This window comes from Mycobacterium sp., assembly GCF_044223235.1.
GTDB lineage: Bacteria > Actinomycetota > Actinomycetes > Mycobacteriales > Mycobacteriaceae > Mycobacterium.
In genome coordinates, this window is record NZ_JBGAME010000013.1 from 1 (window position 1) to 15705 (window position 15705).

The 15705-nt window shown below is 67.2% G+C and carries 15 protein-coding genes; 6 read left to right on the forward strand and 9 right to left on the reverse strand.

Features of this window, described 5'->3' with window-relative positions; translation table 11 throughout:
* Window positions 1-356 precede the first annotated feature (356 nt).
* The 4 genes from ADBZ6K_RS16250 to ADBZ6K_RS16265 all read right to left on the reverse strand — a co-directional run bounded on the left by ADBZ6K_RS16250 (window position 357) and on the right by ADBZ6K_RS16265 (window position 3404).
* Window positions 357-647, reverse strand: a complete 291-nt coding sequence (locus ADBZ6K_RS16250) for a hypothetical protein (RefSeq protein ID WP_526348471.1) — start codon at window positions 645-647, stop codon at window positions 357-359.
* Between the two features lie 77 nt (window positions 648-724).
* On the reverse strand, window positions 725-994 hold the full coding sequence (locus ADBZ6K_RS16255; RefSeq protein ID WP_526348473.1) for a hypothetical protein: 270 nt from the start codon (window positions 992-994) through the stop codon (window positions 725-727).
* Between the two features lie 591 nt (window positions 995-1585).
* Window positions 1586-2014, reverse strand: coding sequence for an STAS domain-containing protein (locus ADBZ6K_RS16260; RefSeq protein WP_526348475.1), 429 nt, complete (start codon window positions 2012-2014; stop codon window positions 1586-1588).
* 154 nt (window positions 2015-2168) lie between these two features.
* Complete coding sequence (locus ADBZ6K_RS16265; RefSeq protein ID WP_526348477.1) at window positions 2169-3404, reverse strand: DNA polymerase domain-containing protein; 1236 nt, start codon at window positions 3402-3404, stop codon at window positions 2169-2171.
* Between the two features lie 65 nt (window positions 3405-3469).
* On the opposite strand from ADBZ6K_RS16265, the gene fadD2 reads away from it, so the two are divergent.
* The gene (gene fadD2, locus ADBZ6K_RS16270; RefSeq protein ID WP_526348479.1) at window positions 3470-5149 is read left to right on the forward strand and encodes a long-chain-fatty-acid--CoA ligase FadD2; all 1680 of its coding nucleotides are present in this window, start codon (window positions 3470-3472) and stop codon (window positions 5147-5149) included.
* Between the two features lie 77 nt (window positions 5150-5226).
* Window positions 5227-6015, forward strand: a complete 789-nt coding sequence (locus ADBZ6K_RS16275; protein ID WP_526348481.1) for an SDR family NAD(P)-dependent oxidoreductase — start codon at window positions 5227-5229, stop codon at window positions 6013-6015.
* A gap of 19 nt (window positions 6016-6034) precedes the next feature.
* On the opposite strand, the gene ADBZ6K_RS16280 is transcribed toward ADBZ6K_RS16275, so the two are convergent.
* From ADBZ6K_RS16280 to ADBZ6K_RS16290, 3 genes are all read right to left on the reverse strand, one after another.
* Window positions 6035-6346: a hypothetical protein gene (locus ADBZ6K_RS16280; RefSeq protein ID WP_526348483.1), complete on the reverse strand. Its 312-nt coding sequence runs from the start codon at window positions 6344-6346 to the stop codon at window positions 6035-6037.
* A 385-nt stretch (window positions 6347-6731) separates the two neighbouring features.
* Window positions 6732-8924 carry an acyl-CoA dehydrogenase family protein gene (locus ADBZ6K_RS16285; protein ID WP_526348485.1) on the reverse strand — a complete coding sequence of 731 codons (2193 nt, stop codon included), beginning with the start codon at window positions 8922-8924 and terminating at the stop codon, window positions 6732-6734.
* 63 nt (window positions 8925-8987) lie between these two features.
* Window positions 8988-9959, reverse strand: coding sequence for a 2-hydroxyacid dehydrogenase (locus ADBZ6K_RS16290; RefSeq protein WP_526348487.1), 972 nt, complete (start codon window positions 9957-9959; stop codon window positions 8988-8990).
* A 346-nt stretch (window positions 9960-10305) separates the two neighbouring features.
* Here ADBZ6K_RS16290 and ADBZ6K_RS16295 point away from each other — a divergent pair, with 346 nt between their 5' ends.
* Window positions 10306-11181 carry an oxygenase MpaB family protein gene (locus ADBZ6K_RS16295; RefSeq protein WP_526348489.1) on the forward strand — a complete coding sequence of 292 codons (876 nt, stop codon included), beginning with the start codon at window positions 10306-10308 and terminating at the stop codon, window positions 11179-11181.
* Window positions 11182-11222: 41 nt separating this feature from the next.
* Here ADBZ6K_RS16295 and ADBZ6K_RS16300 read toward each other — a convergent pair whose 3' ends face one another.
* Window positions 11223-12983 (reverse strand): hypothetical protein, encoded by a 1761-nt coding sequence (locus ADBZ6K_RS16300; RefSeq protein ID WP_526348491.1) that lies wholly within the window; start codon window positions 12981-12983, stop codon window positions 11223-11225.
* A gap of 105 nt (window positions 12984-13088) precedes the next feature.
* The gene (locus ADBZ6K_RS16305; protein WP_526348493.1) at window positions 13089-13424 is read right to left on the reverse strand and encodes a hypothetical protein; all 336 of its coding nucleotides are present in this window, start codon (window positions 13422-13424) and stop codon (window positions 13089-13091) included.
* 400 nt (window positions 13425-13824) lie between these two features.
* On the opposite strand from ADBZ6K_RS16305, the gene ADBZ6K_RS16310 reads away from it, so the two are divergent.
* The 3 genes from ADBZ6K_RS16310 (at window position 13825) to ADBZ6K_RS16320 (ending at window position 15687) form a co-directional block, all read left to right on the forward strand.
* Window positions 13825-14130: a TetR/AcrR family transcriptional regulator gene (locus tag ADBZ6K_RS16310; RefSeq protein WP_526348495.1), complete on the forward strand. Its 306-nt coding sequence runs from the start codon at window positions 13825-13827 to the stop codon at window positions 14128-14130.
* A 201-nt stretch (window positions 14131-14331) separates the two neighbouring features.
* Window positions 14332-14496, forward strand: a complete 165-nt coding sequence (locus ADBZ6K_RS16315) for a hypothetical protein (RefSeq protein ID WP_526348497.1) — start codon at window positions 14332-14334, stop codon at window positions 14494-14496.
* A gap of 195 nt (window positions 14497-14691) precedes the next feature.
* The gene (locus tag ADBZ6K_RS16320) at window positions 14692-15687 is read left to right on the forward strand and encodes a phosphotransferase (protein ID WP_526348499.1); all 996 of its coding nucleotides are present in this window, start codon (window positions 14692-14694) and stop codon (window positions 15685-15687) included.
* The last annotated feature ends 18 nt before the right edge of the window (window positions 15688-15705 follow it).

The following is a 15705-nucleotide window of genomic DNA, read 5'->3' on the forward strand; positions in this document are numbered from 1 at the left end:
AGCACCCCCAACACCTCCCGGTGGGTCAGCCCCTCGAGATCCACCGTCATCACGGCGTCCAGCCCCGCGCGCAACTGCGCCACCGCTGCGTCGACACCGGTCAACCCCATGCATCGAACACTAGTTCGAGGGTCCGACAATTTCCGGTCCCGCACCAGCCGCTCGATCCGCACCGCTCCCAGGTCACACCGCGAGCGTGCGCAAACTTCGCAACTTCAACCGCGTGCTGGGCGCAACACGCATGCACGCTCGCGGGTGGTGGGTGGGGAGCTCGCGGGTGGTGGGTGGTGAGGCTCTCCTGAGGGGGGCTCTCCTGAGTGAGGCTCTCCCGAGTGGGGCTCTCCCGCAGATCGGGCTTACGGGATTCCGTTGATTCCCGGGTGCTGGCCCGGTGGCACCGTCGGCGCCGGGGGTGCGACTACCGGCGGTGTGAAGAGATTGCCTTCGGTCGGGTTGATGTTCTTCTCCGACGGCTCCGCCGGCGCGGTGGTGGGAGGTGGCGTCGTCGTGGTGGTTGTCGTGGTGGTCGTCGTGGTGGGTGCTTCGTTACCGCCGCTACCGCATGCGGAGATCAATGCACCCACTGCAACGAGCAGGGTTCCGCCGACGATCGCCATTCGGCGACGACCTTCCAGGGTGGCACTCATGTGGGTCCTATTCGTATCGGGCGATGGGGGTTTCGTGTGCGTCACGGCCGGCGTCACTACCGTCCGCCGTCAAAGCGCTAGTTGTTGCGGTGCACACCGGGTGGCTCGGTGGGAGCCGGGGGAGCGACCACCGTCGGCGTGAAGAGGTTGCCCCCGGTCGGGTTGATGTTCTTCTCCGACGGCTCGGCGGGCGCGCTCGTCGGAGCCGGCGACGTGGTCGTAGTCGTGGTGGTCGTAGTCGTGGTGGTGGTCGGCGCTTCGTTGCCTCCGCCACCGCACGCGGAGGCCGCGATGCCGACGAAGGCGGCAACAGCGGCGACGCGGGCAATGAGCCGGGTTGACGGCATGTGCGGTCCTATCTGTAGCAGGTGACGTAAGGCTTCAACGTTGCGCGTCGCAAATCGGTACCCGCGCTGTCCGGACGTGCGTCAATCGATCGGGACCCGGCCCCAAGGACACCCGACCTACAGATGACAGAGATCACCCGGCAAGACATCACCGCCGCCATCTCGATAGGAGGACATGAGACGACGACGATGCGGATCAGCGCATCGCGGTCCGCCTAGCCGAGGCGACGTTATCGCGGATTGCTGTGATGGAACTGCGAGCGGACCACCAGGTCGCTGTGGACTGTGAAAAGCCAGGCTGCGCAAGATTACTGGGACGTCGAACCGGCTGCTCCGGTGCGGTCTCGGCAGGAACGGCTTGACGACGCACCGTTGACACCGGCACGCGACCGATAGTGCCGACAACAAAGAACGGCCGGTCGTTGAAACGACCGGCCGTCATGTCATGGGCGCGTGGGCCCCGAGAGTGCCAATGGGCGTGCGGCCCCCGAAACTGCCAGTGGGCGTCGCCGGTGCGCCGGCCTGTGCCAGCGATGCAGCAATACCCCGAGCCAGCGAACGTCAATCAACACGATGTCGTCAACCTCTTGCCTAGGCGGTCTTGGTCAGGATGGGAAGCAGTCGGCGACGCGACCGGGTGAGTTCGGCGAACTCGCCCAAAGCGTCGGGAACGGAGCCGGCGGCCGGGATGGCGGCGGGATCGGCGCAGGCGCCGACGGTCCGCACGACCGGTTCACTTGCGATGAGCCGCCACTCGACGCCGATTGCATCGCAGTCGTCGGCGAGGCTATCCAACAGCGAGATCCCATGTGCGGCAAAGGAACTCACGCCGCTCAGATCGAGAACGAACGGCTTCTCGGCAAGTACGAAATGCTTGGCGTAGTCGGTGATCCCGTCGACGTTGGAGTCGTCGATCGCGCCACTGATGGTCACCACCGTTGCCAGCTGGCGGCACCGCGCCCGCACCTGCGCACCGCCGCAGTCGTGAGCCGGGTTTCCGTAGAACGTTGTCACGGTCATGAGCAGCCTCCCCTCGGTGGTTCGCTGAAATGGCCCGGATGGCGTTGTCACTTCAACTTGTTGCCCAAGCTAACCGGCCAATTTAAGGCCGCTGGGAGCAACTGGTAATACTTTGTTAAGAACCGGCTTTCGGTTGCCAGGTGAACGTGCGATCTCAGCTACGCCGGAACTGGCCGCCCGTGTAGTTCTCCCACGGGCTGTAGTCGGCGATCAGCCTTTCCTGCGGTGGGCGATCGGCTTCGGGCACATGCTGGAGATTGATCCGGATCCGGTACCAGATCGAACTGGGGCCGCGCATCCCGTCGACGAGGATGTCGGCCGGCTGCAGCAGGCCGGCCGCCGCGGGGTGGTGCTCGCGCCAGACGTCGAGGGCGGCGAGGGCTTCATCCTTCGTCTTCGTGCGGGCAATTTCGATCAGCGGCATCACGGATTCGCGGCGCCCGTCCTTCGACCGCCCGGCGCCCTTCGGCGCCTTCTCCGCCGGTCCCATCCGGTCGGCGAGTTCCAGCAACGAATCGAGGGTGCCCGCGGCGGCGTCCATACCTTCCCAGGGGTCACCGAGTTCGGCGAACCGGCCGGGCACGGTGGCGATGGTGAACGCCTCGGCTCGGCAGTCGGGCACCTCATCCCAGTGCAGCGGCGTCGACACTCTGGCGTCGGCGGTCGCGCGCACCGAATAGGCCGACGCCACGGTGCGATCCTTCGCGTTCTGATTGAAGTCGACGAAGACGCCCTGCCGTTCTTCCTTCCACCAACGGCTGGTGGCCATCTCGGGTGCCCGCCGTTCCACTTCGCGTGCCACGGTTTGGGCCGCCAGCCGCACCGATGTGAAGGGCCAGCGGGGCTCGATGCGGGCGTAGATGTGAAAACCTCGCGAGCCGGAGGTCTTCGGCCAGGCCGCCAGACCGTGGTCCTCGAGCACCTCACGCGCCACCAGCGCAACGTCGACAATCTGCGCCCACGGCACGCCCGGCGTCGGGTCGAGGTCGACCCGCAGTTCATCGGGATGGTCGAGGTCATCGGCCAGCACGGGGTGCGGGTTGAGGTCGATGCAGCCGAGGTTGACCGCCCACGCCAGTCCCGCGGCGTGGCGGACGACGGCTTCCTTGGCCGATGTGCCCGACGCGTACTTCAACTCGGCGACTTCGACGTACCCCGGCCGCTTCTCGGGGGCGCGCTTCTGGAACACCGCCTCCTCGGTGATGCCCTTGACGAATCGTTTGAGAATCATCGGCCGGTCGCGAACGCCCCGCAGCGCACCGTCGGCGACGTGGAGGTAGTACTGGATCAGGTCGAGTTTGGTGACGCCGAGGGCCGGAAAGACGACCTTTCCGGGATGGCTGACCGACACCCGCTGACCGTCCACCTCCAGCGTGAGCGGACCGGCCATGAAGCCATGTTAGTTGCGGCCGGTTTCCGCGCCATGCTGAGACGAACGTCACATATGGTGGCCTCATGCCCAAGCTGACCGACCTTCCGTTGCAGGCAGTGACCAAATTCCAGAAGCTCGCCGAGCGCGGTGCGGCCGAGTTGCACTACGCCCACAAGATGTTCGAGGCCGGTGCGTTGAAGCTCGAACCCCCGCAGAACATCGTCGGAATGGTCGGCGACATCCGGCGCTGGGGTGAGATCGGCATGATCCCGTCACTGAACGCGCGCCGCACCCCCGACCGCGCCGCAGTCATCGACGACGACGGCGAGCTGACGTTCGCCGAACTCGACGAGTCCGCCAGCGCCGTGGCCAACGGACTGCGGGCGATGGGCGTCAGGGGCGGCGACGGAGTGGCGATCCTGGCCCGCAACCACCGATGGTTTCTGATCGCGGTCTACGGCTGCACCCGGGTGGGAGCCCGCATCATTCTGCTCAACAGCGAGTTCTCCGGACCGCAGATCAAGGAGGTCTCCGAGCGCGAGGGCGCCAAGCTCGTGATCTACGACGACGAATACACCGGCGCCGTCGCGCAGGCGGAACCGTCGCTGGGCAAGCTCAGGGCGCTGGGCACGAATCCCGACAAACAAGAGCCGTCGGGCAGCACCGACGACACGCTGGCCGAGCTGATCGCCCGCAGCTCCAAGGCGCCGCCGCCCAAGGTGACCAAGCACTCGTCGATCATCATCTTGACCAGCGGAACCACTGGCACCCCCAAGGGCGCGAACCGCAGCACCCCACCGACCCTGGCCCCGATCGGCGGGGTGCTCTCCCTGGTGCCTTTCCGCTCCGGAGAGGTGACGTCGCTGCCCGCGCCGATGTTCCACGCGCTGGGGTTCCTGCACTGCACCATCGCGATGATGCTGGGTTCGACGCTGGTGCTGCGCCGGCGGTTCAGGCCGGCCACCGTGCTGGCCGACATCGAGAAGCACAAGGTGACGGCCATGGTCGTCGTTCCGGTGATGCTGTCGCGGATCCTCGACGAACTGGACAAGACCTCGCCCAAACCCAATCTGTCGAGCCTGCGGATCGTGTTCATCTCCGGATCTCAGCTCGGCGCCGAGCTGGCCGGCCGGGCGCTGAAGGAACTCGGACCGGTCATCTACAACCTGTACGGCTCCACCGAGGTTGCGTTCGCGTCCATCGCCCGGCCCCAGGATCTGTCGATCAATCCGTCGACGGTGGGACCCGTGGTCAAGGGGGTGCGGGTCAAGATTCTCGACGATGACGGCAGCGAGGTGCCGCAGGGCAAGGTCGGGCGCATCTTCGTCGGCAACTTCTTCCCCTTCGAGGGCTACACCGGCGGCGGGGGCAAGCAGATCATCGACGGGTTGCTGTCCTCAGGTGACGTCGGCTACTTCGACGAGAACGGACTGCTGTTCGTCAGCGGCCGCGACGACGAGATGATCGTGTCCGGCGGCGAGAACGTCTTCCCCGCCGAGGTCGAGGATTTGATCAGCGGCCACCCCGAGGTGATCGAGGCCACCGCGCTCGGCGTAGAGGACAAGGACTGGGGCGAGCGATTGCGGGCCTTCGTGGTCAAGACCGAAGGCGCCCACATCGACGAGGACGACATCAAGAATTACGTGCGTGAGCATCTGGCGCGCTACAAGGTGCCGCGCGAGGTCATCTTCCTCGACGAGCTGCCCCGCAATCCCACTGGGAAGGTCCTCAAGCGCGAGCTTCGCGACATCGAGGTCATGTAGCGGGTCCGCCCGCCGCAGCGATCGCCCCCTTGGAACACTCAGGAATACTCACGCGCTCTCGGTGGTAGTACTCCGTCGTGAACATCGACCTGACAGGTAAGACCGCACTCGTCACAGGCTCGACCCAGGGAATCGGACTGGAGATCGCGAAGGGGCTGGCCGAGGCCGGTGCACGGGTGGGCGTCAACGGCCGCACACCGGAGCGGGTGGCGGACGCCGTCGCGGCTTTGGCCGGCTCCGGTGGCGAGGTATTCGGCGTCGCGTTCGACGTCACCACCGAGAACGGAGTCGACGGGTTGCTCCGCGACCTGCCCGACGTCGACATTCTGGTCAACAACCTCGGGATCTTCGGTGCGGTGCCCGCCCTGGAGATCACCGACGACCAGTGGCGGACCTACTTCGAGGTGAATGTCCTTGCGGCGGCGCGTCTTATCCGTTCCTACCTACCCGGCATGATCCAGCGCGGCTGGGGCCGGGTGCTCCAGATCGCCAGCGACTCCGCGATCGTCATCCCGCACGAGATGATCCACTACGGGGTGTCGAAAACGGCGCTGCTCGCGGTGTCGCGGGGCTTCGCCAAGGAAGCCGCGGGCACGGGTGTGACCGTCAACTCGGTCATCGCAGGCCCGACGCGCACCGCCGGTGTGGAGGACTTCGTCTATCAGCTGGTGGACACCTCGCTGCCGTGGGATGAGGCGCAGCGCGAGTTCATGCGCACGTTCCGGCCGCAGTCGTTGTTGCAGCGGTTGATCGAGCCCGGCGAGATCGCCAACATGGTGACCTATCTCGCGTCACCGCTGGCCTCTGCGACGACGGGCGGCGCGCTCCGGGTTGACGGCGGCTACGTCGACTCGATCCTGCCCTGAGGGCGGTGGCCGGGGACAGCTACGACGCCAACGCGGCCGAGCCGGGGATGCTCAAACAAACCAGGAAGAGCGCCAGCAGGAACCAGCCCGCCCCCTGCCAGATGGGCCAGGTGCCGCCCACCTTCCAGACGCGGTACGTCTTGATGAAGGCGCCCACCCCACCGACGAACAGAATCAGGGGGACCAGGACCGCGGCGTAGACCGACCGACCTCCAGGTATCGCGTACAGCGCGAACGCGATTCCGGCCAGCGCGATGACCGCCACTACATAGGTGACGGCCGCCCGAAACATCGGCGGGTCATGCCAGCGCTTCTCGACATCGTTGGTCACGGGCCGCCGTTCACATACCAGGACAGGCAACCCGGCCAGTTCCGGCACGCGATGATCGCGCCCGCGTCCGGCGCTGACCCCATGATCCGGGGTGGGCGTGGCCGGAGGTTGCAGTTCACGATGTAGGGGTTCCCGGGAACGACGCCGTTGACACAAGGTTGAGCCACGGTGTCGGTCGGGGTCTGCGCGCTGCCCGCGCTGAACACGACGCTCGGGGCGACCGCGAATGCGATTGCGGCGGCTGCGGTGACAACCAACCGTATCGCGCGATGCCCGCGATGCCCGAGTGAAGTGGACCGTGAGTGCTGGAGTCCCATCGGTGTGCCCATCGTTGCCGCCATCAACTACTTCGACGGTACACCGACGGGCAAACCATTTCCCGGTGCTACGGGTCGCGCGGAAGACCCAGTAACCGCTCGGCGATGATGTTGAGCTGCACTTCGCTGGTGCCGCCGTAGATCGTCGTCGCGCGGCTCACCAACAGGTACTCCGCCCACTGTCCGGTCAGCTGGTCGGGATCGCCGATCGCACCGTCGGTTCCGAATGAGGAGACGGCGAATTCGGCGTAACCCTGGCCGGTCCGCATCGATAGCAGCTTCGAGATCGCGGCGGCGGGCATCGCGTCGCCACCCGCCAGCGTGAGCAGCGTCGAGCGCATGTTCAGCAGCTTGGCCGCGTAGCCCTCGGCGATGAGCCGACCCGCCTGGTTCTGGCCGATCTGATCGAAATGGCCGTCGCGGAGGAAATCCACGAACCGATCCAGGCTGGCCAGGAACGGCGGCTCACCGCTGCCGATCGAAACCCGCTCGTTGGTCAGCGTGTTGCGGCTGACCTCCCAGCCCCTGTTGACCTCGCCGAGCGCAAGATCATCGGGCACGAACACGTCATCGAGGTACACCGTGTTGAACATCGCGTGCCCGGTCAGCTCCCGTAACGGCTTGACCTGCACACCGTTTGCGCGCATGTCGATCAGGAAGTAGGTGATGCCGTTGTGTTTCGGAGCGCTCGGATCCGTCCTGGCCAGCAGCGCACCCCAGTCCGCGTACTGGGCTCCCGTCGTCCACACCTTCTGGCCGGTGATGCGCCAACCGCCGTCGACCTTGGTGGCCTTGGTGGTCAGACCGGCCAGATCGGATCCGGCGCCGGGCTCTGAGAACAGTTGGCACCAGATCGTTTCGCCGCGCAGCGTGGGCGGCAGGAACCGCTGCTTCTGTTCCTCGGTGCCGTAGGCGACGATCGAGGGGATCAGCCACGCGGCGATGCCGAGTGCCGGTCGTTTGACGCGGCCCGCGGTGAACTCCTGGGCGATGACGATCTGCTCGACGGGACCGGCGTCGCGACCCCACGGAGCCGGTAGATGCGGCTGAACCCAGCCGCCCTCGGCGACGGCGGCTGCCCGCTGCTCGCGCGGAATAGCCTTGAGCGCCTTGACCTCCGCACGGATGTCGGCTCGCAGCTTCTCGGTGTCCGGGTCGAGGTCGATGTCGAGTGGGCGGATACCCGCCGTGGTGGCGATGTCGACCACCTGTTGCGGATAGTCGGCGGCGCGGCCGAAACATGCCGACAGCAGCAGCGCGCGGCGGTAGTACACACCCGCGTCGTGCTCCCACGTGAAGCCGATACCGCCGTGCACCTGGATGCAATCCTGGGTGCATCGTCGCGCCGCGGCCGGTGCCAGTGTGGCGGCGACGGCCGCGGCGAATTCGAACGACGAATCCGCCGAACCGTTCCCCTCCGCCTCGTCGACGGCGCGGGCGGCATCCCAGACGGCCGCGGTCGCCCGCTCGGTGTCGGCGATCATCTCGGCGCACCTGTGCTTGATCGCCTGGAACTGGCCGATGGGGCGACCGAACTGCTCGCGGATCTTGGCATACGCCGCCGCGGCGTCGGTTGCCCAGCGCGCGACGCCGACGGCCTCGGCGGACAGCAGCGTCGACATCAGGGCGCGGGCCAGCGGGCGGCTCAGGTTGGTCAGGACCCGGTCGTCGCCGACATGAACCGCGTTGGCGCGCACATGGGCTATCGGGCGCAGCGGATCGATGCTGCGCACCGGCTCGATCTCGAGTTCGTGAGCGTCGAGGACGATCCATTCCTCGCCGCTGTCGATCGCGACCGGAAGCACCAGCACGGCGGCCTCGCCCGCGGACGGCACTCCGCGCACTTCGCCGCGGATGATCAGGGCGTCGCCGTGCCGTGTCGCCGTCAGCCCGGAGTCGATGGCGTAGGCGGCGATGACGTCGCCGCCGGCCAGCTGCGCGAGCACCTTGGCGTCGGGGTCGTGGGCGGCGATGAGCGCGCCCGCGATCGCGGACGGTACGAACGGTCCGGGAACCGCCCGATAGCCGAACTCCGCGACGACGATGGCCAGTTCGAGGATGCCGAATCCCTGGCCCCCGACCGATTCCGCCAGGTGGACGCCCTGCAGGCCCTGGTCGGCCGCCGCCCGCCAGTACGGCGGCGGGTTGGGGATCGGGTTCTCCATCGCCTCATGCAGCACCTCCGACGGCGTCATCCGCGCCAAGAGGGCCCGCACCGAATCGGCCAGGTCGTTGTGCTCGCGCGTGAGTGCGATGGGCATGGCGTCGTTGCCTCCTGTGGCCTTTCCGGTAGCCGGTCGGCTGGGGCCGAGCCTACTCGGGGCCTACTCCCGCCCCCCGTCGCGGCCGGTAGGCGCGTTCACCACGTTGGCCAGGTTGTCGCCCGCGCGGATCCGGCGGCAATTGGCGACGGCCTCGTCGAGATAGCGGCGCATCGTGTCGGCGGTGTACCAAGTCACGTGCGGGGTGAGCACGACATTGGGCAGCGACAGCAGGGGATTGTCCGGAGCCACCGGCTCCACCGAGAACACGTCGAGCGCCGCGGCTCCGAGACGGCCGTCGCGCAGCGCCTCGACCAGCGCGTCCTCGTCGACGATCGGCCCGCGCGCCGTGTTCACCAGCACCGCGCCGGGTTTCATCACGCCCAGCGCCGCGCGGTCGAGCAGGCCGGACGTCTGCTCGGTGAGCGGCAGGTGAAGCGAGACGACGTCGCTGGCGGCCAGCAGATCGGGCAGCGAGCGCCATCCGGGCGTGCCGTCGTCGCGGGTGCTGGTGTGCAGGACCTCCGCGCCCATCGAGGCGACGATCGTCTCGACCCGTTGGGCGATGTTGCCGTACCCGATCAGGCCGACCACGCAGCTGCCGATATCGCGAACGGTCTCACCCAGCTCGGGGTCCTGGGGCCAGCCCTTGCCGAGGCGGGTGTCGCGATCCAGCGCGGGCAGGCGCCGCAACGCGGCGAGCATCAGCAGGACCGTGCCCTCGGCCACCGAGGGTGCGTTCGCGCCGGGCATGTTGGCCACGGCAATGCCGAGGCGGGTCGCCGCGTCGACGTCGATGGTGTTGACCCCGGCGCCGAGTTTGTGCACCAACCGTAACCGGCGCGCCTTGTCGAGGTCGTCGGCGGACAACGGCCGCAGCACGTGCCAGATCACTTCGACGTCGGGCAGTTCCCGGTAGAAGGTGTCGTCGTCGTCCTCGGCGCAGAACCGGATGTCGAGCCAATCCGACTCCCGAGCAAGCGTTTCCATCACCCGATCGCCGGCGACGAAGTGGGCGAGCACGCGAAGCGGCATATCGGTTTCCCTCGTTGAGACGCTACGGCGGCCGGGAACGGTTCGGGTTGGCCCGTTCATGCCGACGCCGGACCGATGATAGGTCAGGCCGTCCGACGCTCGGCCGCACCGGTCAGCCACCGTGGTGCGCCGCCGGCCCTCGGCGGCGGGATGAACGCATGATTCTGCGGACAGATCGCCCATCCGCGCCGGATCGCGATCTGGCCGCGGAATCAACCGCGAGGTGGTGAATGCGATTGCCGGGCTTCGGTTTATACCTTCGACGAGTGGTTTGCTTGACACGGTGCGGCGGCCGGGCCACGATCACAAAACGCAGGTTGTCACAGTCCGCCGCAAGGGGTGGTCGATGGGTCGCCGGCCCTGCCACCAGACCGACGCCATCGGCGATGGCCTGATGGGCGTCGGTCTGCTGGCGGGCCCCGCGAATGTGATCATGCAGATGTCGCAACCCGCCGTCGGCCGCGGGGTCGTGGAGAGCCGGGTCGAGAGCGGCCGACTGGACCGCCATCCCCTCAAGCGGGCGCGCACCACCTTCACCTATCTTGCGGTCGCCATCGCCGGCAGCGACGCCCAGAAGGCGGCTTTCCGCCGCGCCGTCAATCGGGTGCATGCCCAGGTGTATTCGACACCGGAAAGTCCGGTGGCCTACAACGCCTTCGACAAAGACCTTCAGCTGTGGGTGGCGGCGTGCATGTACAAGGGCGCGCTCGACGTGTATCGCATGTTCGTCGGCGACATGGACAGCGACATGGACAGCGGGATGGACGGCGGGATGGACGAAGAGACGGCCGACGAGCACTACCGCGCGTCGCACGTGCTCGCCACGACGCTGCAGGTGCCTCCCGACATGTGGCCGGCGGACCGGGCCGCCTTCGACAGGTACTGGTGCCAGTCCTTGCGAACGGTGCACATGGACGACGCCGTGCGCGAGTACCTGTACCCGGTCGCCCGCGCCCGGATACCGGGACTGACGCTGCCCCGGGCGGTGCAGGGTCGGGTCGACGGTATGGCCCTGCTGATCACGACGGGTTTTCTGCCGCAACAGTTTCGCGACGAGATGGGGTTGCCGTGGGACGCCGATCGGCAACGCCGCTTCGAGCGGTTGATGCGTACGGTGCGGGCCGTCAACCGCCTGCTGCCGGGAATGGTGCGGAGATTCCCGTTCAACGTGCTGCTCTGGGACCTCGATCGGCGGGTGCGCACGCGGCGCGCGCTCGTGTAGGTGTTTCGGCCAAAGACATTCGACAGTTTGTGGCGATGCCCTCACGCCGTGGCCGGCGTCACGTTGCGGCCGCGGACATCGGCCACTGTGGCGACCAGTTCACCGATTCGGTGGGCGCTGCCGCGATCGAGGTGATAGAGGCGCACGCGCGGAGTGGCATCGGTGCGATTCGGCGAAGCGGCGCTGACGTGCTGCCAGCCTTGGTGCAGAACGTCGGCAAGGAAGTCGTTGTCCGTCGTGTGATCGACCACGAGCGATACGCGTTCCAAGGGAACAGTATCGAGCAATTCGTGGAGTTCGAAGATGCAGCCCTTGTTGGTGCGGGTGAACCCGCGCAGGTCCATCAGGACCGCATCGCTTTCACCCACGAGCCGACGCAGCACCATCTGCCACGTATCGGCGTGGCAGAAGAACTCGAACACTCGGAACCGGTTGTCCGGATCGGGCCGAAGTGAGGTCTCGGCGAGGCGCCGATCCAGCGTCGCCGGACCGTTGATGAACCGGCGCTGCAGACGTCCGCCCAGGAAGTCGAGGAACTCGTGAGGTTCGACCGTCGCGCCGGCGAGGTCGGGACCGGCGATCAGCTGTACGGGTCCGGTATACCGCCACAACCGTGAGAAGGCATCGAACAGGGATTCACTCCGTCTGCCCAGTGAGAACACCCGCAACACCAACAGCCGCGGCGGTAGCCCGCCGACACCGTTACGCCCGACGAACAGGCGCAGTCCGACTCTCACTACGAGGACATAGATGGCGAAGGCGACCAGGCACGCGTACGGCTTCGTCGGTGGTGCCGGCTGGGCCAGCGCGAAGACCAGCCACACGGCATACACCTGGATGGACTGCTCGCTGATCACTTGCGCGGTGTAGAGCCGGCCAACCCCGCGCAGGGTGAGATAGCCGACCAGGCAGCCGGCGATGGCAGCCACACCGAGCACGATCACCAGGACGGCGATGGCCCCGATCCGACCGTCGAGACCCAGCTTGTCCGCGACTGTTGTGACCCACTGGGCCGGTTGCTGGAGGTTGAGCAGCATGATCATCCCGTAGGCACCAGACAGCGCCGCCACCGTCAAGGCGAGCACGACCGGTCCGATCGCCCTGATCGGCCGCACCAGAAAGGCCAACACCACCAGGGTGGCGACGCCGTCCATTGACCACCATATGCCGACCACCTGCCGCAGGCTGATACTCGGGAGCGCAGTCAGCCCCTGGGATGTCGCAATGTCCTGCATCGCCTGCGGCACAGTCGCATTCACCGCACCGAGTACCAGCCACGCCGCACCGACGAATACGGCAGCGAAGACGATCACGGCAGCGACCATGGTGTGCCAGGGCAGTTTCACAACAAGGCTCACCACGATCACCACAGGCCAGATGTAGAACAGGCAGAACCACAACATTCCGGTCCAGAAACGCCACCCAACGGAGACCCCTCCGATGGGCGTCATCAGGGGAGCGACCTCCACGACGAAAGCCGCGGTCATGACCAACGCGTAGGCGAGACCGCCCACGACATGTACGGCGACGGTGGTCCAGGGCCCGCGCCGGGCGGCGCGTACGGCGGTGCGGTCCGGCACCGCGACCGGCGCGATCTCGAGCGGGTGCGCCGGAGCCGCGGCTGCCCTCGTGGGAGGGGCCGACGAATCGTCGTCACCCGCCGTCGCACCGTGCGAGACCTGCAGGAGCATCGACCGTCGCACCGCATGCCGGTAGGCCCAGCGCAGCGTCAGGGAGATAGCCAGCGCCAGCGGCGCCGCGATCTCCACGATGAGATAGAACATGCTTGTAGCGGCACTCACCGTTTCACCGTCCTGGGAAGTCCACTGTCCTCGCTGGCGGCGGTGCGACGCGCGGCCATGAGGACAAGTGTCGGAGCCGGCGGACTGCGGAGCGCGCGTACTGGACTACGCGAAATTCGGCGGTCGGTCCCGGCGGTGTCTGCGCAGTTCCGAGTAGTCCTGGCGGTACCGCCGTACGTTGACGTAGAAGAGGCCCGCAGATCCCCGTTCGGATCGGCCCCGGCATACCGTGCCGTCGACGAGAAGGGGGAACCTGCGAACACCGCGCGCTCCAACCCGACGCGAGTCCACCTTCGCGACGTCGAGTCCGATGCCGATCGTCAGGCCCTGCTCGGCCTGCGCATCGGGCCCGGCCAGGATCAGTACCTCGACTCGATGCAGGACATATTCCAGGAAGCCGCGGAGGAGGCGCGCGCCATGCCGCGGCAGTGTGCGGTGCATGACGCCGCGACCGGCGCACTGGTCGGGTTCACCATGATCAGCGACGGGATTCCGGAACCCGTGGACGAGGGACCTGGTCGGCCCCTACTTCCTGTGGAAGCTGCTCATCGACAAGGACGAACAGGGAAAGGGATACGGAGCGGCAACGATCGACGCGATTCGCATAGGACGGTCGCACCGGCGCCGGTTGCGGCGGGGTGATCGTCCACATCGCCTGAGCGCCTGGGCTTATCAACACCTCCCCCGACTCCGTCGTCGACGAGGAGGCGGGGCCAGGGCCGTGCCGGCGCGGTCGCATGGAGTTCCGGCGTCCGCATATCGGCCCCGTGCATGGCTCAGCGGTAGCCCCGCGCCCAGATCCACGTTTTGCAGCGATCCACTCGCACTTCAGTGGCAAAACGTGGAGTTCGACGTCCGCTCGGCGCTCATCGGCGCCGCCCGGGCCGAACTGTTCGAACCTGGGGTCGGCGGTGTGCGTCTGCGCGGCATCACGGCGCGGACCGGGGTGTCACGATCCACGCCGAAGTGGCATTTCGTCGACCGCGCGGGACTGCTCACCGCGGTGGCTGCCGACGGCTTCCGCCGCATGGGCCACGCCTTGCGCGAGGCGGCCGACGACGCGGGAACCGACCCCGCGGCCCGCTTCACGGCGCTCGGGTGCGCGCATCTGCGCTTGGGCGCGAGCAGGCGCCGCCGTTCGAACTGATGTTCCGCCCGGACCAACTCCATATCGATGACCCGGAGTTGCTTGCTGCCCAACGTGAGTCATTCGCTGTGCTGCGGCAACAAGCGGGCGCGTCGGGCGCAGCAGGGGTTGACTCGACCGTCCAGCCAGAGCGGTTGGCGCTGCTGGCCTGGGCTGCGGCGCACGGCTTGCTCACCCTGGCGCGACGGAGCGCTCGCCGTGATGGCAGATGTTGCCGATCAGCATCCCGCCGATGTGCTCGTCGATGCCCTGGCCGATGTGCTCGTCGATGCCCTGGTCGATGACTTCACGGTGATGGCAATGCCCGGGCTGACGACACCCACCCCGCCTGGCGCCGCGCTCCCTTGGCAACGGCGTCGTAAGTGAATCCACGCTGCTTCCCGACTGGTCGCGCACGTTCTCGCGCCCGTGTTCGCCCTCCTGCCTGGGCCTGCCCGGCCTTCTCCCGCCGCCGTGCAAGCTGAACGGGACGAATCTATCGTGTGAACGATCGGTGACCGCCAAGAGAATGAGCGGCACCCTCATCGCGTCCGCGGGGGAGGCATCGTTTTCGGCAAGTACGTGGGCTACGTCTCGGGCGATGACGCAATGCACGGCTTCCTGTCCGCCATCGTCCGGGATCAACTCGGCGTCTATGAGCCTGCGCCCGCGTTCCGCGCCTTCCGGTTACGGGGCAGCAATGAGGTGTACGCCTACGAGGAGAAGCACAGCTCCGCCCGGGTGATCTGCAAGTTCTACGGATCCAGGTTCGGCGGCGACTTCGATCGCGCGGCAGGTGCGGCCCACCGCGAGTACGACAGCCTGCAGCGGCTCCGCGGCTTCGACCTGGTGGGCTCACCGCATCACGTGGTGCGGCCCCTTGGCGTGGCCCGCGAACTCAACGGTGTGCTGGCCCTCGAGTTCTACCGCGGCGAGCAGTTCAGCCAGGCCATCGCCCGATCGGTGCATCACCACGACGACGCCCACCTGTACTGGCGGCTCAAGGCGCTCGCCTATTACCTTGCCACCCAACATAATCGGACCGTCAATGGCGACAAGGTGGATTTCGACACCGACTGCGGCTACTTCACCGGCCTGGTGCACCGGCTGCGGCGGCGACACCGCATCGGTTCCTGGGACGCCGACGAACTGCTCTGGTTGCAGGGCCTGTGGCGGGACCGCCCGTCCATGTGGGCCGATCAGCAGGTGTGGCTGCACGGCGATGCCACACCGGCGAACTTCCTGTTCGGCCACGGGCTCGACGTCGCCGCCATCGACCTCGAGCGGGCCAGGCGCGGAGACCGGATGTTCGACGTCGGCCGCGTGGCGGGCGAGATCCAGCACGCGTACATGTCCGCCACCGGCAGCCCGGACCGGGCCGAACCGTTCATCGGTCATTTCCTGTGGGAGTACTGCTGTCACTTCCCCGACCGTGACGCCGCGTTCGGGTCGATCACCTCCCGGCTGCCCTACTACATGGCGATGAATCTGCTGCGGGTCGCACGCAACGACTACGTCTGCCCCGACTACGCCAGACAACTGCTGCGACAGTCCAAGCGCCTGCTGAAGGCACACTGAGCCGATGAGCCCACACCC

Excerpts from the sequence above, each read along its gene's own strand:
- ADBZ6K_RS16265 (WP_526348477.1), bottom strand. The coding sequence starts at position 3,404 with ATGGCCGGTCCGCTCACGCTGGAGGTGGACGGTCAGCGGGTGTCGGTC.
- ADBZ6K_RS16285 (WP_526348485.1), bottom strand. The coding sequence starts at position 8,924 with ATGCCCATCGCACTCACGCGCGAGCACAACGACCTGGCCGATTCGGTG.
- ADBZ6K_RS16290 (WP_526348487.1), bottom strand. The coding sequence starts at position 9,959 with ATGCCGCTTCGCGTGCTCGCCCACTTCGTCGCCGGCGATCGGGTGATG.
- ADBZ6K_RS16255 (WP_526348473.1), bottom strand. The coding sequence starts at position 994 with ATGCCGTCAACCCGGCTCATTGCCCGCGTCGCCGCTGTTGCCGCCTTC.
- ADBZ6K_RS16250 (WP_526348471.1), bottom strand. The coding sequence starts at position 647 with ATGAGTGCCACCCTGGAAGGTCGTCGCCGAATGGCGATCGTCGGCGGA.
- ADBZ6K_RS16295 (WP_526348489.1), top strand. The coding sequence starts at position 10,306 with ATGGGTCGCCGGCCCTGCCACCAGACCGACGCCATCGGCGATGGCCTG.
- ADBZ6K_RS16305 (WP_526348493.1), bottom strand. The coding sequence starts at position 13,424 with ATGCACCGCACACTGCCGCGGCATGGCGCGCGCCTCCTCCGCGGCTTC.
- ADBZ6K_RS16260 (WP_526348475.1), bottom strand. The coding sequence starts at position 2,014 with ATGACCGTGACAACGTTCTACGGAAACCCGGCTCACGACTGCGGCGGT.
- fadD2 (WP_526348479.1), top strand. The coding sequence starts at position 3,470 with ATGCCCAAGCTGACCGACCTTCCGTTGCAGGCAGTGACCAAATTCCAG.
- ADBZ6K_RS16315 (WP_526348497.1), top strand. The coding sequence starts at position 14,332 with ATGGCAGATGTTGCCGATCAGCATCCCGCCGATGTGCTCGTCGATGCC.